General features: G+C 40.0%; 18 protein-coding genes. 4 read left to right on the forward strand and 14 right to left on the reverse strand.

Annotated elements, in window-relative coordinates; all coding sequences use genetic code 11:
- Positions 1-96: 96 nt before the first annotated feature.
- Together ptsP and B7723_RS05450 are read right to left on the reverse strand one after the other, a co-directional pair.
- Positions 97-1,830, reverse strand: coding sequence for a phosphoenolpyruvate--protein phosphotransferase (gene ptsP, locus B7723_RS05445; protein WP_000138129.1), 1,734 nt, complete (start codon positions 1,828-1,830; stop codon positions 97-99).
- Between the two features lie 5 nt (positions 1,831-1,835).
- Positions 1,836-2,099, reverse strand: a complete 264-nt coding sequence (locus B7723_RS05450; RefSeq protein WP_000146948.1) for a phosphocarrier protein HPr — start codon at positions 2,097-2,099, stop codon at positions 1,836-1,838.
- 362 nt (positions 2,100-2,461) lie between these two features.
- Between B7723_RS05450 and nrdH the strand changes: the two genes are divergently transcribed.
- The 4 genes from nrdH to B7723_RS05470 all read left to right on the forward strand — a co-directional run bounded on the left by nrdH (position 2,462) and on the right by B7723_RS05470 (position 6,984).
- On the forward strand, positions 2,462-2,680 hold the full coding sequence (nrdH, locus tag B7723_RS05455; RefSeq protein ID WP_000259240.1) for a glutaredoxin-like protein NrdH: 219 nt from the start codon (positions 2,462-2,464) through the stop codon (positions 2,678-2,680).
- A gap of 80 nt (positions 2,681-2,760) precedes the next feature.
- Positions 2,761-4,920, forward strand: coding sequence for a class 1b ribonucleoside-diphosphate reductase subunit alpha (gene nrdE, locus B7723_RS05460; RefSeq protein ID WP_084849623.1), 2,160 nt, complete (start codon positions 2,761-2,763; stop codon positions 4,918-4,920).
- 194 nt (positions 4,921-5,114) lie between these two features.
- The gene (nrdF, locus tag B7723_RS05465) at positions 5,115-6,077 is read left to right on the forward strand and encodes a class 1b ribonucleoside-diphosphate reductase subunit beta (RefSeq protein WP_000451378.1); all 963 of its coding nucleotides are present in this window, start codon (positions 5,115-5,117) and stop codon (positions 6,075-6,077) included.
- A gap of 139 nt (positions 6,078-6,216) precedes the next feature.
- Complete coding sequence (locus tag B7723_RS05470; RefSeq protein ID WP_084849622.1) at positions 6,217-6,984, forward strand: DeoR/GlpR family DNA-binding transcription regulator; 768 nt, start codon at positions 6,217-6,219, stop codon at positions 6,982-6,984.
- 39 nt (positions 6,985-7,023) lie between these two features.
- On the opposite strand, the gene lacG is transcribed toward B7723_RS05470, so the two are convergent.
- The 12 genes from lacG to B7723_RS05530 form a co-directional block, all read right to left on the reverse strand.
- Positions 7,024-8,430, reverse strand: coding sequence for a 6-phospho-beta-galactosidase (gene lacG / locus B7723_RS05475; RefSeq protein WP_084849621.1), 1,407 nt, complete (start codon positions 8,428-8,430; stop codon positions 7,024-7,026).
- An 84-nt stretch (positions 8,431-8,514) separates the two neighbouring features.
- Positions 8,515-10,209, reverse strand: a complete 1,695-nt coding sequence (locus B7723_RS05480; RefSeq protein ID WP_070567861.1) for a lactose-specific PTS transporter subunit EIIC — start codon at positions 10,207-10,209, stop codon at positions 8,515-8,517.
- Positions 10,209-10,526, reverse strand: coding sequence for a PTS lactose/cellobiose transporter subunit IIA (locus B7723_RS05485; RefSeq protein ID WP_001078319.1), 318 nt, complete (start codon positions 10,524-10,526; stop codon positions 10,209-10,211). Before B7723_RS05485 ends, B7723_RS05480 begins: the two co-directional genes overlap by 1 nt.
- A gap of 35 nt (positions 10,527-10,561) precedes the next feature.
- Positions 10,562-11,398, reverse strand: a complete 837-nt coding sequence (locus B7723_RS05490; RefSeq protein ID WP_084849620.1) for a PRD domain-containing protein — start codon at positions 11,396-11,398, stop codon at positions 10,562-10,564.
- 235 nt (positions 11,399-11,633) lie between these two features.
- Positions 11,634-12,614 carry a tagatose-bisphosphate aldolase gene (gene lacD / locus B7723_RS05495; RefSeq protein WP_084849619.1) on the reverse strand — a complete coding sequence of 327 codons (981 nt, stop codon included), beginning with the start codon at positions 12,612-12,614 and terminating at the stop codon, positions 11,634-11,636.
- A gap of 1 nt (position 12,615) precedes the next feature.
- The gene (locus B7723_RS05500) at positions 12,616-13,545 is read right to left on the reverse strand and encodes a tagatose-6-phosphate kinase (RefSeq protein WP_084849618.1); all 930 of its coding nucleotides are present in this window, start codon (positions 13,543-13,545) and stop codon (positions 12,616-12,618) included.
- Between the two features lie 10 nt (positions 13,546-13,555).
- Positions 13,556-14,071, reverse strand: a complete 516-nt coding sequence (gene lacB / locus B7723_RS05505) for a galactose-6-phosphate isomerase subunit LacB (RefSeq protein ID WP_084849617.1) — start codon at positions 14,069-14,071, stop codon at positions 13,556-13,558.
- A gap of 30 nt (positions 14,072-14,101) precedes the next feature.
- Complete coding sequence (lacA, locus tag B7723_RS05510; RefSeq protein ID WP_000029277.1) at positions 14,102-14,527, reverse strand: galactose-6-phosphate isomerase subunit LacA; 426 nt, start codon at positions 14,525-14,527, stop codon at positions 14,102-14,104.
- Between the two features lie 291 nt (positions 14,528-14,818).
- Positions 14,819-15,715 carry an aldose 1-epimerase family protein gene (locus B7723_RS05515; protein WP_084849616.1) on the reverse strand — a complete coding sequence of 299 codons (897 nt, stop codon included), beginning with the start codon at positions 15,713-15,715 and terminating at the stop codon, positions 14,819-14,821.
- Between the two features lie 102 nt (positions 15,716-15,817).
- On the reverse strand, positions 15,818-17,293 hold the full coding sequence (locus tag B7723_RS05520; protein ID WP_000382525.1) for a PTS galactitol transporter subunit IIC: 1,476 nt from the start codon (positions 17,291-17,293) through the stop codon (positions 15,818-15,820).
- A gap of 54 nt (positions 17,294-17,347) precedes the next feature.
- Positions 17,348-17,653 carry a PTS sugar transporter subunit IIB gene (locus tag B7723_RS05525; RefSeq protein WP_000590551.1) on the reverse strand — a complete coding sequence of 102 codons (306 nt, stop codon included), beginning with the start codon at positions 17,651-17,653 and terminating at the stop codon, positions 17,348-17,350.
- A 37-nt stretch (positions 17,654-17,690) separates the two neighbouring features.
- Complete coding sequence (locus B7723_RS05530; RefSeq protein ID WP_162279213.1) at positions 17,691-18,167, reverse strand: PTS sugar transporter subunit IIA; 477 nt, start codon at positions 18,165-18,167, stop codon at positions 17,691-17,693.
- Positions 18,168-18,298: the final 131 nt, after the last annotated feature.

The raw sequence follows: 18,298 nt of genomic DNA on the forward strand, positions 1-18,298 counted from the left end.
CCCCACTACTTTCTCTAGAATGGAGTTTATATAAGAAAGATTTTCTTGAAAGTTCTTAAAAAAAATCCCTGCAACTGGGTTGCAAGGACTTTTCGATTAATCAAAATTAACGTATTCTTTTTGAAGTTCAAGAACTTCTTCCATTGTTGAGCATTCTGTAAGGGCACGGTTTGCGTACTCTTCCATCTTAGCTGTATCGAGTTTCTTCATCAAGCTACGTGTACGAAGTACTGATGTTGCTGACATAGAGAACTCATCCAAGCCCATTCCTACAAGAAGTGGAACAGCTTGTTGGTCACCAGCCATCTCACCACACATACCAGCCCATTTACCTTCAGCATGAGCTGCTTTAATAACGTTGTTAATCAAACGTAGGATTGATGGGTTGTATGGTTGGTAAAGGTATGAAACTTGTTCGTTCATACGGTCTGCTGCCATTGTGTATTGGATCAAGTCGTTTGTACCAATTGAGAAGAAGTCAACTTCTTTAGCAAATTGGTCTGCAAGCATTGCTGCTGCTGGGATTTCGATCATGATACCAACTTGGATATTATCCGCAACTGCAACACCTTCAGCAAGAAGGTTTGCTTTTTCTTCGTCAAAGACTGCTTTCGCTGCACGGAATTCTTTCAAGAGCGCAACCATTGGGAACATGATACGCAATTGACCGTGAACAGACGCACGAAGAAGGGCACGGATTTGTGTGCGGAACATAGCATCTCCAGTTTCAGAAATAGAGATACGAAGGGCACGGAATCCAAGGAATGGGTTCATTTCGTGAGGCATATCGAAGTAAGGAAGCTCCTTATCCCCACCGATATCCATTGTACGAACGACAACAGGTTTACCGTTCATTCCTTCAAGTACAGCCTTGTAAGCTTCGTACTGCTCGTCTTCTGTTGGGAAGTCTTGAGAATCCATGTACAAGAACTCTGTACGGTAAAGACCAACAGCTTCTGCACCATTGTCATTGACACCTTCAACGTCTTTTGGAGTACCGATGTTGGCAGCCAATTCAAAGTGTTTACCATCAGCAGTTACTGTTTTAGCGTCTTTCAAGAGCGCCCATTCAGCTTTTTGCTTCGCATAAGCTTCACCAGCAGCCTTGAATTCAGCTGCTTGCTCATCAGTTGGGTTGATAATAACCTCACCTGTGATACCGTTAACGGCAAGAATATCACCGTCTTTAACGATTTCAGTGATGTTGTTTGTACCCAATACTGCTGCAATTTCAAGCGTACGCGCCATGATAGCTGAGTGGCTTGTACGTCCACCAATGTTGGTTACAAAAGCTTTTACAAAGTTTTTGTCCAATTGAGCTGTATCTGAAGGAGTCAAGTCATGCGCAATCACGATTACTTCTTCATTGATAGAAGCTGGGTTTGGCAATTTTTTACCAAGGAGATTTGCCAATACACGTTTTGTCACGTCGCGGATATCCGCTGCGCGTTCTTGCATGTATGGGTTGTCTTCCATACCTTCAAAGATAGTGATAAACATGTCTGTTACTTCTTTCAGACCTGCTTCTGCATTCACTTTCTTCGCACGGATTGTTTCCTTGATTTGGCTGATCATTTCAGGGTCAGCAAGAACCATTAAGTGAGCGTCAAAAACTTGAGCTGCTTCTTCACCGAGCGTACCTACTGCTTTCTCGCGAATAACAGAAAGCTCGTCTTGTGATGCCTGTAGAGCGGCATCAAGGCGAGCTTCTTCTGCGTTTGTATCTTCGACTGTAATAGTCTCAAATGACAAATCCGGTTGAACGAGTAGATATGCTTTTGCAACTGCAACACCGTCAGATGCTGCGATTCCTTTAAGCATTTCTGTCATTTTCCTTATGCCAATCCTTCTTTTTCCATAGTTTCAGTGATAGCAGCGATTGCGTCGTCAGCATCTGCACCTTCAGCTGAAATTGTAACGTCAGCACCTTGGCCAACACCAAGACTCATAACACCCATGATAGATTTAAGGTTTACTGATTTACCTTTGTATTCAAGAGTGATATCTGAAGCAAATTTGCTAGCTGTTTGAACCAACAATGTTGCTGGACGTGCGTGAATACCTGTTTCTGCCACTACGTGGAAATCTTTAGAAGCCATAGTTTGACTCTCCTTTAGTTATTTCTTTTTTGGATTATATGTGATAACCCTTACAAGACTGTATTATATCACCTTCTAGATTATTTTTCAAGTGTTTTATGGACTTTCTTCTATTTCCTTTCAGATAACTTGCTGAAAATCTTCTATTTGTCTTACCAATATACAGTATATAGTTTTTTTGTTTTGATAAACTTTGATAGTTCAATGAAAACCCAATTTTACACTCTGACAAAACACTATATCTTGTGCTTTGTTTTTGAAACTGTAACTTTTTAGCACAAGATTTAGTTTAAAAAGTTTGACAAAGTTTTTTTTTCTGATATACTAAGAAAGTAATCAATTTTGAAAGAGGAGTTACGAAAATGGTAACCGTTTATTCTAAAAACAACTGTGTCCAATGTAAGATGACCAAGCGTTTCTTGGACAGCAACAATGTCGCTTATCGTGAGATCAATCTCGACGAGCAACCAGAGTACATCGATCAAGTTAAAGAGCTCGGTTTCAGCGCTGCTCCTGTTATCCAAACACCAACTGAAGTTTTTTCAGGTTTCCAACCAGGAAAACTAAAACAGTTAGCATAATCTTAGTACATCATCCAGAAGAAACTGCTTCTAGGGCTAACTTAGAAGCCTTTCTTTTGTAATTAGATAAGGGAAATTTTATGGGATTAAAACATCTTGAGGACGTGACCTACTTCCGTCTCAATAACGAAATCAACCGTCCTGTTAATGGACAAATCATGCTTCATAAAGATAAAGAGGCCTTGGGTGCCTTCTTTAAAGAAAATGTAGTTCCAAACACTATGGTTTTTGATTCAACCACTGATAAAATCAACTACCTCATTGAACACAATTACATTGAAACAGCATTTATCAAGAAATACCGCCCAGAATTCTTGGAAGAATTGTCTCAATTTATTAAAGATCAAAATTTCCAATTCAAGTCTTTCATGGCTGCCTATAAGTTTTACAATCAATATGCCTTGAAGACTAACGATGGGGAATACTATCTTGAAAGCATGGAAGACCGTGTCTTCTTTAACGCACTTTATTTTGCAGACGGGGATGAGGCGATTGCGACTGATATTGCCAATGAAATCATCCACCAACGCTACCAACCTGCTACTCCTTCCTTCTTGAATGCTGGTCGTGCGCGTCGTGGGGAGTTGGTATCTTGCTTCTTAATCCAAGTAACTGATGATATGAACTCTATCGGCCGTTCTATCAACTCAGCTCTCCAACTTTCACGTATCGGTGGTGGTGTGGGAATTTCCCTCAGCAACCTTCGTGAAGCTGGCGCACCTATCAAAGGTTATGAAGGTGCTGCTTCTGGTGTCGTACCAGTTATGAAACTCTTCGAAGACAGTTTCTCCTACTCTAACCAATTGGGTCAGCGTCAAGGTGCTGGGGTTGTCTACCTCAATGTCTTTCACCCAGATATCATCGCCTTCCTTTCCACTAAGAAAGAAAATGCTGATGAAAAAGTTCGTGTAAAGACCCTTTCACTCGGTGTTGTGGTGCCCGATAAATTCTACGAATTAGCTCGTAAAAATGAAGAAATGTATCTCTTTAGCCCTTACTCTGTAGAGCTTGAGTACGGTGTACCGTTCAACTACATCGACATCACTGAAAAATACGATGAATTGGTCGCAAATCCAAACATCCGCAAGACAAAAATCAAGGCGCGTGATTTGGAAACTGAAATCTCTAAATTGCAACAAGAATCTGGTTACCCTTATGTCGTCAACATTGATACGGCTAACCGTGCAAATCCTGTCGATGGAAAGATTATCATGAGTAACTTGTGTTCCGAGATTCTTCAAGTTCAAGAACCAAGCTTGATCAACGATGCTCAAGAATTCCTTCAAATGGGAACGGACGTTTCATGTAACCTTGGTTCAACCAACGTGGTCAACATGATGACGTCACCTGACTTTGGTCGTTCTATCCGCGCTATGGTTCGTGCCCTTACTTTCGTTACAGATAGTTCACACATCGTAGCTGTTCCTACTATCGACCACGGAAATAGCTTGGCCCACACCTTTGGGCTTGGTGCAATGGGACTTCACAGTTACCTTGCCCAACAACTGATCGAATATGGATCAGCTGAGTCAGTTGAATTTACAAGCATCTACTTTATGCTTATGAACTACTGGACCTTGGTAGAATCTAATAACATCGCGCGTGAACGTGGTATCACCTTCCACAACTTTGAAAAATCAGACTATGCTAACGGAAGCTACTTCGACAAGTATGTGACAGGCGAATTTGTTCCAAAATCAGACCGTGTCAAAGAGCTCTTTAAAGATGTCTTTATTCCAAGCGCTACTGACTGGGCTGAACTTCGAGAAAAGGTTCAAGCAGATGGACTTTACCATCAAAACCGTCTAGCTGTTGCTCCAAATGGTTCTATCAGCTACATCAACGACGTTTCTGCTTCTATCCATCCTATTACACAACGTATCGAAGAACGCCAAGAGAAGAAAATTGGTAAGATCTACTACCCTGCCGCAGGCTTGTCAACAGACACTATCCCTTACTACACTTCTGCTTATGACATGGATATGCGTAAGGTGATTGATGTTTACGCGGCTGCAACTGAGCACGTAGATCAAGGGCTTTCGCTCACTCTCTTCATGCGTAGCGACATTCCAAAAGGTCTTTACGAATGGAAGAAGGAAAACAAACAAACGACACGTGACCTGTCAATCCTTCGTAACTATGCCTTTAACAAGGGAATCAAGTCTATCTACTACGTCCGTACCTTTACAGACGACGGTGGAGAAGTCGGTGCTAACCAATGTGAAAGCTGTGTGATTTAATTTTTATCTGAGGCAACCACATTTTCTCAGACTACTGATTAAGTTACCCACCAGAAAAAACTTGATAAGTATCTTAAATACTATGAAAAACTAAAAAGTCGGGCTTCCGACTTTTTGTGCGATACTCTTCTCAGACTATGATAAAATAGAGATGATTTGACAATCGCATTATTACATACAGAAAGAGATTTCAAATGGAAACTTACTACAAAGCCATTAACTGGAATGCCATCGAAGATGTCATCGACAAATCAACTTGGGAAAAACTGACAGAGCAATTCTGGCTCGATACGCGTATCCCCTTGTCAAATGACCTAGACGACTGGAGAAAACTATCAAACAAAGAAAAAGACTTGGTTGGAAAAGTCTTTGGTGGTTTGACCCTTTTGGATACCATGCAATCTGAAACAGGGGTTCAGGCTCTTCGTTCAGACATCCGTACACCGCATGAGGAAGCTGTTTTTAACAACATCCAGTTTATGGAATCTGTCCACGCAAAATCCTATTCTTCTATCTTCTCTACCTTAAACACCAAGGCTGAAATCGAAGAAATCTTTGAATGGACCAACACTAACCCCTACTTACAAAGAAAAGCGGAAATTATCAATGAAATCTATCTCAATGGTAGCCCACTTGAAAAGAAGGTTGCCAGCGTCTTCCTTGAAACCTTCCTCTTCTACTCTGGTTTCTTTACACCGCTTTACTATCTTGGTAACAACAAACTAGCCAACGTTGCAGAAATCATCAAACTGATCATTCGTGATGAGTCTGTTCACGGAACTTATATTGGTTACAAATTCCAACTTGGTTTCAACGAATTGCCTGAAGAAGAGCAAGAAAAGCTCAAAGAATGGATGTACGACCTGCTCTACACTCTCTACGAGAACGAAGAGGGCTATACAGAAAGCCTCTATGACGGTGTTGGTTGGACTGAGGAAGTTAAAACCTTCCTTCGTTACAATGCCAATAAAGCTCTTATGAACCTAGGACAAGATCCACTCTTCCCAGATTCGGCTGATGATGTCAATCCTATCGTCATGAACGGTATTTCAACAGGAACTTCTAACCACGACTTCTTCTCTCAAGTCGGAAATGGTTACCTCCTTGGTGAAGTTGAAGCCATGCAAGACGAGGATTACAACTACGGTTTAGACTAATTTGGCTAATCATTCAAAATATCATGGTTTGTTTAAAACAACCATGATATTTTTGTTTTTGTTTTATTTTGTTTTTTTCTATTTGATTGATTGAGCTTTTTATGGTAAGATAATAATAGTAGAAATCGAGGTGATAAGGATGCTAAAGCAAGAAAAACTAGATAGTATTCTAGAAGCAGTAAACACAAAAGGCACTATTACTGTAAAAGAGATTATGGAGAGTCTTGATGTGTCAGATATGACAGCTCGTCGCTACTTACAAGAATTGGCAGATAAGGATTTGCTGGTTCGTGTGCACGGTGGCGCTGAAAAACTTCGTACAGGTTCTCTCTTAAACAACGAACGCTCAAACGTTGAAAAACAAGGCTTGCAGATTGCTGAAAAACAAGAAATTAGCCGTTTTGCTGGTCATTTGATTGACGAAGGTGAAACTATTTTTATCGGGCCAGGAACAACCTTGGAATCTTTTGCCCGTGAACTTCCAATTGATAATATTCGTGTTGTAACAAACAGTCTTCCTGTTTTTCTCATCCTAAACGAACGAAAACTAACAGATTTGATTTTGATTGGTGGAAACTATCGCTCCATCACTGGTGCTTTTGTAGGGACACTTACCTTGCAGGATTTGACCAACCTTCAGTTTTCTAAGGCTTTTGTGAGCTGTAATGGTATCAAGGATAAAGCTATTGCTACTTTCAGTGAAGAAGAGGGCGAGGTTCAACGAATCGCCTTGAACAATGCCAATAAAAAATACTTACTCGCAGACCACAGCAAGTTTAATAAGTTTGATTTTTACACTTTCTACAATATCTCAGAGATTGATACCATCGTTTCAGATTCCAAACTGAGTCAGGAGACATTTGAAGATCTGTCGAAACAAACAACCATTCTTTTATCAAAACCATAAAAATTCCCCTGCCTTTTGGCGGGGAATTTTTATTGAATTTTAATCAATAAGTTGTGTCTCAGCTAGTTTCTTGTACCAATGAGCCGATTTCTTTGGATAGCGCTCCTGGGTTTCAAAATCAACATAGAAGAGGCCGTAACGCTTTTCGTAACCATTTGACCAAGAAAAGACATCCATCAGAGACCAGATAAAGTATCCTTTGACATTGGCTCCATCAGAGATTGCATCTGCAATCACTTCCATATGTTTCTTAACATAATCAATCCGTCCATCATCGTAGACTGTCCCATCCACAAACTCATCTTTGTATCCGAGACCATTCTCTGTGATGTAGATTTTCTTGTAATTTGGGTAATCTTTCTTCACGCGCATGATTTGATCATACAAACCTTGAGGATAGATAATCCAATCCCAGTCCGTACGTGGGACATAGTCAGGCGCCACTCGACGTCCAACTCCCTTAATCTGATACTTAGAGCTTCCTTTTTCACCCTTACCGTTATGAATGATTTCTGTTTCGCCATCAAAGGCTTCCATCCAGTCACTCATATAGTAGTTGATTCCAAGGAAGTCGTTCAAGTCTTTTGCTGCTTCTAATGCTATGAAATCTTCTTCACGAAGATCTAAGCTACCACCATTGACGGATAAAATATGGTTGACGCCTTCCATCGTTTCATCTGAATAGCGTCCAAGATAAGTTGCATCCAAGATAAATTTATTGTGGATGATATCTTCCAGCTCAGTAGCGCGAACATCTGCTTGATTTTCAGGATTTAGAGGATATTTAGTAGGCAGGGCATGAACCACACCAATTTCACCTTTATAACCTTTATCTTTATATAGCTTGACTGCACGCGCATGAGAAACCATCATATTGTGGTGCGATTGGAAAACTTTGGCAAGGTCGTACTGAATACCTGGAGGGAATTTCCCAACCAAGTATTGACCATCACCAATTGGCCCAATTTCATTAAAGGTTGTCCAATAGTTTACTTCTGGGAATTCTTCAAAACAGAAAGCCGCGTAGTCTACAAAGTGTTCAATGTTTTCACGGTTTAAGAAGTCTCCATTTGAATGAAGTGCTTCTGGTGTATCAAAGTGATGGAGGGTCACGAAGGGCTCAACATGCCGTTTGTGGCACTCTGCAAATAGATTATGATAGAACTCAATCCCCTTGTCATTAACCTTCCCATAACCAGTTGGAAAGATACGTGACCAAGCGATTGAAATACGGATACCATTGACACCATACTCTTCTGCAAGTTTGAGGTCAACTGGATATTTGTGATAGAAATCACTGGCTGGTTCAGCAGTGTACCAGTAGTTATCTTTGAGGTATTTGTCCCAGGCGACTGGCCCTTTACCATCAGTATGTGTAGCACCTTCTGCTTGGTAGGCTGCTGTTGCTCCGCCAAAAATAAAGTCTTTTGGAAGTGTTTTTGTCATTTGATTCACCTTTCAAGAAATAGAAATGAGATGGGGGTATAGTTGGGAGGAGTTCCTCCATCTCACTTCTTCGCTATTTACATTTTATTCTTCGAACTGCGCTTGAACAAAGGCAAGAGCGCCTTTTCCATCGCGAGTCAATTTAATGTATTGGCCACCTTCTGTCTTGGCAAGTTTGATACCAAGTTTGTCGGTTTCGGCCTTCATGTCTTCAAAGTTTGAAGCAACTTGAGGAGCAAGGATAACCAGATCAAACTCAGGCAACATTTCACGGTGAGCACCATAGCCACCAGCTGCTGCTTTAACAGGGACCTTGTATTCTGCTGCCGCTTTGTTTAAAGCATTTGCAAGGAGACCACTTGTACCTCCTCCTGCACAGAGAACGAGAACATTTGTTTCTTCTGTGATTGTGTTTTGCGCTGCTTCTACACCTGCTTTTTCAAGAATCGCATCTGCTTTTGCAGTATTGAAGTTTGCTGCTACTTTTTCTTTCAATTCATCATTGGCTTTACCTGAACGTTCTTCTTCAAGAATTTGTTCATCATAAACCTTGAGGAATGGATAGTAAATGGCTACGTCAACAAGGATTAACAAAGCAGCAAGTACAAATGACAAGAATTGGAAGTTTGTACCGAGAACAATACCGAGCGGACCTGGTGTTGTCCAAGGAAGGTTGGCTGTAAATGAGTTCATGCCAAGCGTTTCAATGAAGAATTTAAAGATCCATACGTTGGCAATTGGCGCAAAGATGAAAGGAATAAAGAAGATTGGGTTCAAGACAAGCGGTGCACCAAACAGAATTGGTTCGTTTACTCCAAAGAATGTTGGAACAACAGACGCACGTCCGATTGCACGGTTTCGTTTCGATTTGGTCAACCACATGAACATGAATGGAACAACCAGTGTCGCACCCGTACCACCCATGGTAACGATAAACATTTGTGTACCAGAAGTAAGAATCTTGTCAGCGTGCATACCTTGTTGGAGAAGGTTCAAGTTGACCTCGGCATTTGCATAGGTAATAGCTGCGATAGCAGGTTCGACGATTGAAGGACCGTGGATACCAACAAACCAGAAGAAGGCAAAGGCACCAAAGATAATGGTAATACCTAGATAACCATCAGCCGCTGAGAATAATGGTGCAAAGAATTTACCGATTGATTCTGCTACACTTGCACCAACAAAATGACGAGCTAGTAAATCAAGAGCATAAAGAGAAACCACTGATAGAGTGAATGGAATCACATCTTTAAAGACTTGTGAGATATTTGGTGGAACTTCGTCAGGCATACGAATAGTGACGTTGTTCTTAACACAGACCTTATAGATGGCTACAGTTACAAAAGCTGCTAGGAAGGCTGAAAGCAAACCTTTTGTCCCCAAGAATCCAGTAGCTAGGCCATTTTCGATAGGATCAGCTGCCAACATCAACAAACCAACAATTGCTGCCAACAATGTTGACATATAGTTGATTTGATTGGTTTTCTCCATGCTACGGTTTACTGAGTCGGTCAATGACTTAGCTGTTGTACCAGCTACCAAGAGAGCTAGAATCCCCATTGAATAGCTATAAGGTTTCATGAGGAGATTAACAACATCATCAGACCATTTAAAGCCCCATGAGTTTGGTACAAAAGCAATCAAGATAAAGATACTTGAGAAGAGAATAACAGGCATACCTGCAATGAAACCATCACGAATAGCACGAAGGTAGATATTACGAGATAGTTTTTCAAAGAAAGGTTTCCCTTTCTCGATAAAAGAAATTAGTTTGTTCATTACTTAACTCCTCTCTTATAGAGTTCGATTAAATGGTGCATCAAATCTTTAAGCAAGATAGTTGTCATCAAGTGATCCTGACCATGCATCATGGTCACACTATAAGCCAAATCCTCACCAGCTGCTTCCTTGGTCAATAGACTTGTTTGCGCGTGATGAGCCTCGGCGATACAGCCTCCAGCTTCCTCGACTAAGCTATCTGCTTTCGCAAAATCGCCAGCCTCAGCAGCCTTCAAGGCTTCCAATAGTTTTGAACGAGCATCGCCAGCATAGGCTACGATTTCAAAACCTAACAATGTTACTTCTTCTCTATTCATGATAGAATTCTCCTTATGTATTTTTAATTAAATTTTTATGACAATAAACGTTGGATATGTAGAACTAGATAAACTCGTTCACTTTTATACAAATCAAGACCCGTATGTTGCGTAATCACATCATAAATCTTGGAGCCGACCTCAAATGCCTTTGGATAGGATTGTTTGATATGATCTTCCATATCCAGAAGTGATTGGTTATCATCTCTAGATCTGTCTAAATAATCCAAGAAATAATTCAAATGAATCATAAAGCGATCATAGAAATGGTTATTCTTTTTGGTTCGTTGAATAGCGTAACTTTTTAGCACTTCTTCGACATTCCTGAGAATTTCTTTCCTCTTATCAATCGACTCAACAACTTCCACTTCATTCTCACCTTCGGCATTGATGAAATGATAAGCAATCCGAATAATTTCATCCTCAGGGAAATGATCTGTCAACTTCTGACGATAGATTTTAAAAGCTTCGTTTGCGATTTGAAAAGCGACAGGATACTTAGTAGAAATATCTGGTAGATTGCTATCCTTGTACCTTCCTTGTGTTAGAGCTTGATAGGAACAGTAAATATGATCTGTCAAGGTCACATAGAGATATTCTTGAATCGGATAGTGATATTTCTTAGAAAGATTATCAATGATCTCGTAGGTTACTGTGATAAAATCAAGCGGAACATCTTTGAGAAGAGCCATAAAGTTTTCTCTGGACTCTTCGGTCTTCATCCGAAAGATTTTCTCAACCTGATGTTCAGCAATCAAATCCCCCTTCTTCTTCCCAAATGTAATCCCTTTACCAATTACAATCACCTCTTCTCCTTTATCATTTCTGACAAGTGAAACATTGTGATTCATTGGATTTAGAATTCGATACATGTCAACCTCCTTTTATATCTTAAAGGTATATGAGTACAAAAAATGACCACAAATGAACTAGAAAATCCTTTGATTTCTAATCCACCTGTGATCATGCCTAATATTACTTAGTAACACTCACCTTGTATTAACTTGTGATTCAAGTATAACACAAGTAAGTTATTTTGTAAACCTTTACATGTAACTTTTTTTAAAAATTTTTTTAGATTCATGTTCCTAAACTAGGAGGAAGATTTTACACGCGTTCTTTCCATGAAGTCGCTGTTGTTTGAAGAACTTTGTTGAGTTCGTCAATGTTTTCAAAACCAGTTGTGCGAAGCCATTCGCGAGCTGCTGCTTCACCATCTTTGATGTAAGCTTCAACTGATCCAGCCCATGTAGCACGGCCACAAAGAACACCATTGAAATTTGCACCTGATTCATGGGCAAATACAAGAGTATCTTGGAAGAGTTTAGCTGATACACCAGCACTCAAGTAGATGTATGGCAAGTTAGTTGCTTCATCTTGTGCTTTGAAGAAGGCTGCAGCTTCTTCGCGAGTATGAACGATTTCACCATCACCAAAGCCTTCAACGTATTTAATATTGACTGGAACTTCTACTTTCAAGACATCGATGTTAAAGCGTGGGTCTGAGAAGACTTTCATGGCACCAATAACCTTGTGTGGTTTCACTTTTGCGTATTCTGCAGAGCCAGCATCAGCGATTTTTTCATCGTAAGCCAAGATTTCAAGGAAGAATGGAATGTCTTCTGCCACACACTCAGAGCCGATACGTTCGATGTAGGCTTGTTTTTCTTGGTTGAGTTCGTCAGAACTGTCTACGTCATAGTAAAGCAAGAACTTAACAGCGTCTGCGCCTTGTTCTTTGATGCGTTTGGCAGACCAAACATCCAAGCAGTCTGGCAAGCGTTTGGTGCTTGTTGTGTCGTAGCCAGTTTTCTCATAAGCAAGGAGAAGACCGGCGTTGGCATCAAGCGCTTTTGTAGCTGGAAGACCATACTCAGGGTCGAGAAGCATAGATGAAGCGTATTTTGTCAATTCATCTGCTACCAATACTTTAAGTTCTTCCATTTGAGCCACTGTTGGCTCTTCTGTTTGGTATTGAGACATGAGGCGTTTCAAAGCACCACGTTGGTCAAAGGCAAGAGCTGAAATGATTCCATTTTCATCTGAAAGTTTTTCTAAGCGTGCACGTTTTTGTTCTGTTAAAGCCATTTTATACCTCTTTTACTGTTAATTGATCATATAGAGTTTGATAGTTAGCCATATTGACATGACCTGTCATCTTTTCTTGAGCATTGAGCATACCAAGGACATTTGCCTTGATGAGGAGTTCTGCATCCGATTCCTTACGAAGAAGTCCTGAGGAAATACCTGCAACAGTAGAATCTCCAGATCCGACAGGGTTGACTACCTGAATTCTAGGAATATCTACCTTGTAGAAAGTATCACCATGTTTGGCAAAAGCACCATTTGCACCAAGTGAAACAATTATCCACTCAATCCCTGCAAATAAAGGCTCTTGAAGAACTTCTTTTAATTCATCCAAATCCTCAGAAACTTCTTTCCCAAGAAGCTGAGACAATTCTTCGTTATTTGGTTTAATAACTGTTGGTTTATGTGGTGATTCAAGAACCGCCTGAAGGGCAGCACCTGAGCAATCCAGAACAACTGGTTTTCCTGCGCGATTAGCAAGTTCTACTAAGCTTGCATAGTAGTCAACTGGAAGACCAGCTGGCAGACTACCCGAGATAGCAACTACTTCCACAGTGTCGAGAAGATTCTCGAAATGAACCAAGAAATCTTGACCTTCTTGCTCCAGAACTTCAGGCCCTTTCTCAAGAATTTCTGTTTGGTTGTCACCATGTAGAATAGCGATACAGTTACGAGTCTCTCCTTGAATGGAGAAGAAACGTTTCGTTACTTTATCGTCAATATGATCTACTAAAAACTCACCAAGTTTACCACCGACCAAACCGGTAGCAGCAACAGAATCACCAAATTCTGAAAGAACTCGTGTAACATTGAGCCCTTTACCACCAGCTGTCTTGGTCACGTCCACCACACGGTTGACAGTATCAATTTTCAATTCATCCAAAGGATAAGAAATATCAATGGATGGATTCATTGTGACTGTTAAAATCATGCGTCACCTCTTAGTCGTGGTATTCACCGCGATCCCATTTTTCAAGGAATTCTGTAAAGAAGTTTGCATCTGCTTGATGAGCATTGTGAGTTTCAACGTGCTCAATTTTCGCAATCAATTTTTTGTTTTCTTTTGATGGTTTGTATTCAGCATTGATGAAAGCTTCAATGATATCACACATGAGCAATTCACCAGTGATTTTACCACCAAAACCAATAACGTTGGCGTTCAATTGTTCTTTGGCATAAAGAGCTGTTGTCATATCACGAACCAAGGCAGAACGAACTCCTGGAACTTTATTTACAGCGTTGTTGATACCAACACCAGTACCACAGATACATACCCCAAGATCAGCTTGACCGCTTGTAACGGCTTCACCAACTTTTTTACCAAAGATTGGGTAGTGAGTACGTGTGTGGTCATAGGTACCAAAGTCGATGACTTCATATCCTTTTGATTTCAAAAATTCTGAAACCGCCATTTTTTCATCTGTTACGATGTGGTCACATCCAATTGCAATTCTCATTTTTAACTTACCTTTCTTACTGTAATCTAATTAGCACATTTTGTTCAACATATCAACACGAATTTGGTGACGGCCACCGTCGTATTTACCGTTAACAAAACCTTTAGCAATATTCTTAGCCAATTCATCACCAACAAGTTGTGCACCCATAGTGATCATACGTGAGTTGTTGTGTCCACGAGTCATATAGGCTGAACGTTCATCTGAAACTTCAGCAGCAACCATTCCTTTGATTTTAGTTGCAACCATGAATGGACCAGCACCATAAGCATCAATCACGATACCAAGGTTTTGTTCTTCTTTGTTTACTTCTGCAGCAACAGCAAGAGTCACATCAACAAAGTCTTGACCTTCAGCTGTAACATCCACAACGTGGAAGTTTTCTTTTTCCAAGAAGTCTTTCACAACTTCTTTCAATCTCAAACCTGCAGCATCTGCACCGATAACAATAGACATATTGTATACTCCTTTTTGTTTTTCTAGGCTAGTAAAGACTTTTATAGTTAGCAGTTTACCTACAAAAGACTTTCTAGCAGTTTAGTGACAAATTTGATTGAATGAGATGAATATCACCTTATCCAAGTCCAGGAAATCAAGTTCCTAGAAACAAACTTTCTCCTCGAAAGAGAATATAACAAGTGATTATTTGTTTGTTATAAACATCATTTGTTGTTTACAAACATAATATACTCCTATTTTCAGAAAAAGTCAACAGCAAATGTTTGTTTTTGTGTTTTATTTTTTAATCTAAAAGATTTCAATATCAAAGCCAATTTGATCTACTTGACCGGGTTCCAAGAGCCGAACATTCTTCTGATCTTCTAGATGATCTCCTTCTTCAAGGGACGTTGACAAGCCAGACCATGGTTCGAACGCTATAAAAGGTCCCTTATTCAAAGTTGACCAAATGATGAGATTTGAGAACTCTTGGAAGTGTACTTTTAATCCCTTCTCATTCTTACGAGAACGAAGGGCAATTGTTCTAGATTGCAACTCATCCAAAGTCACTGCATCAACACGAAACAGATCGTAACTGAGATCCACTTCCTTTTGTGAATCCAACCATGGACTTCTATCTTGGAAGTCTAACATTCCTGTTTCTGGGAATGGACGCGGAACAGAGCAAGTCTCTTCTTTCTCAAACTCTAAATAGTAGTCTTCATAAGTTTCGCCATCTAGAAGAGGGCAATTAAAGCCTGGATGTCCACCAATAAAGTATGGCATGACTTTGCTAGTTTCTTTATTAAAGACTTTGTATTGGGTACGAACGGTCTTGCCAGTAACCCTATAAGTGATTTCAAGTCGAAAATGATAAGGATAGTTTTGATAAGTATTCTCATCATCTTCGATAGCAAAGGTTACACTGTTTTCTGTTTGATCAACTAATTCAAATTCTTTTTTACGGACCAAACCGTGACGAGGAATGTTTCCTTTCGTCTCCGTTCCATCTCCGTGACTGTAGAAGGCTGTATCTTCTCTTAAAGAGCCACAGATTGGAAAAAGTACTGGAGCTTGCCCACTCCAATAGGTGGCATCTCCTTGCCACAAGTACTCAACGCCATCCCGATCCTTAATAGACGACAAGGCACCACCAAAAGTTTTAAATTGGACCGTCAATTGCTCTGATTTTATTTCAATTACCATTATTTTCTCCGATTTCTTGATAGTTTATAAAAAACTAGGCTGTCACTCCCCATTAGGAAACTGACAACCTAGTTTTCACAATTTACATTTTATAGGAGCGAATTATTTAGCATTTGCTGCGTATTCTTCATTACGTTTAATCATTTGTTTTCTATACCAAGCAAAGATACCTACATAGAATACAAGGAAGACTACTGCGCCAAGGATTGCTTTAATATCACCTGTTGTGGCATTACCAATTGCCCAACCAAGAAGTTTTTCGATTGGTCCTTCAAGAGTTGAGTGAGTAATCAATTGAGTTTGACTCACACCTTCTGGGAAGGCACCCACACCTTTAGCAAGTTCAGTTGCAAATGGTGCAATAAGTGTACCTGAAAGAAGGAAGAGTGGCAACAAGAGAGTTCCGAAGATGATCATACGGAGCAATTTACCACGAGTAACAACCAAGAGAGCTGGAGTTACACCCATTGCGATGATACCTGCAAGTGGCAAGATACCATTTCCAACTTTAGAAAGAAGTACAGCTTCTACTAGCATGATAGGAGCAAGTACGTTGGCACAAGCCCAGATTTCAGCACGACCAGCGATGAAAGGCCAGTCAAGACCGATGTTAAATTTACGTCCTTGAAGACGTTTAGTAGCAACGTTTGTAATACCTTGTGAAAGTGGTTCTACGGCTGCAATGAACCAAGATCCGATAAGTGAGAAGAGCTCCAAGGAGACACCAGCAGTCAAACCAAGGCTCAACCAACCTTTAATAACAAGTTCCCAAGATGCCGCTTCTTCTACTCCAGCAACTGGATGTGGAGTTCCCATCAAACCGATAACGATACCAAGAATGAAACCGATGAAGAATTTAGATCCCCAGAAACCGATTTTTTTGTTCAATTTTGCAGCGTCAAAGTCGTATTTATCAAGACCAGGCAATACTTTATCAAAAATCTTATCCAAAACCATGATAACTGGGTTCATCATGTAGTTCATGTGAGTTGAAGTCATTGGAGATGAACTTGGTGCGTTAAGAAGGTCGTCGAATGTTGGTTTCATCAAGTCAGAGTTGATGATTTTCAAAATACCTACAAGGACAACTGCTGCAGTTGCGATGAAAAGTGAAACCCCTTGGCTAACTCCATTGTTGTCTGCGTACCATTTGATCAAAAGACCAGTGATTGACAAGTGCCAGATATCGAAGATATCAACGTCAAGTGTGTCTGTTTTCTTCATTGCAAGCATCACAACGTTGACAATCAACATTACAAGCAAGAAATAGAGTGTCCAAGCAGATCCCCAAGTGATGGTAGCAAGTGGTGCCCAACCAACGTCGGTGATGTTCAATTGGATACCAGTGTTTTCAACGAATTTCGCAAGTGATGCTGAGAAAGCTCCATTGAGCATACCGATGATGGCACCGATACCAGTAAGGGCGATGGCGAGCTTGATACCACCTTCAAGCGCTTTGGAGAATTTCACTCCAAAAAGTAGGGCCAATACTGTCAAAATGATCAGCATGATGATAGGGCCACCCATAGCCAAGATAGGTTTGAAGATATCGTTGGCCAGATTGATAATGACATCCATAATAGTTCCTCCCGTTTTTTTAGTTATATGAATGTTAACAAGATAAAGAATAAATTAGCTTAGTCCGTGTTCTTTGATAGCTGCTTCAATATTGTCAAATACTGGAGCGCTCATTGCAGGAATACGGAACAAGATTGGTCCAGCTTCAATTACTGGAATTCCTGGTTCAAAACCAAGGTCAGTTGCAGCGATTGGTGTAAAGATATCGTAGCCCTTGATAAGGTCTTCGTTTACATCTTTCACCATGACTGCATCACAGTGAACGTCATAACCACGGTTTGAAAGTTCTTCTTCTAGAGCACTTTTAATTTGGTGACTTGAGTTAACACCTGCACCGCAGGCAGCAAGAATTTTAATCATTTGGATTTCCTCCGATTTTATATTTTAATAGACAAGATTAAGCTGATGCTTCAGCAATATAAGCATAAAGTTTTTCTGGTTCGGAAATTTTTGATAAATCTTCCAGATGTCCATTTCCTGTGAAAAAGTCCATCAACTGAGCCAGAATATTTGTTTGACTTGAACTTGAGTTGTTAATGATAAAGAAGAGTAGGGATACTTCTACTTCCTTATCAGGAGCAATCATATTGTGAAAAGTTACTGGTTTTTCTAATCGAACAACCACTACTTTCTCAGCTAGATTATGAACAATATCTGTATGAGGAATCGCTACATTTGGCAAGTCCTTACCTAGAAATTCCATATCTAAGCCAGTTGGAAATGACTTTTCACGCGTGATCAAGGCTTCACGATAAGTTGGAGTTACAATTTCTCGTTCTTCCAACAAGCTTGCTACCTGATCAAAGAGTTGTTCTTGATTATCCGCTTCTAAGCAAAACACCAGGTTTTTGTCAAAGAAATGATCTAATCCCATAACATTTTCCCTTCTTTCAATTATCTTTTATGTAATAAGTATAACACTATATGAAATCGTTGTCAATAATTTTTGTTTTATTTTGTTCATTTTTTTGTAATTTTTGTTTCATTTAAAGAATACAATCAATA

Origin of the sequence: Streptococcus oralis subsp. oralis (assembly GCF_002096435.1) — a bacterium.
GTDB lineage: Bacteria > Bacillota > Bacilli > Lactobacillales > Streptococcaceae > Streptococcus > Streptococcus oralis_AA.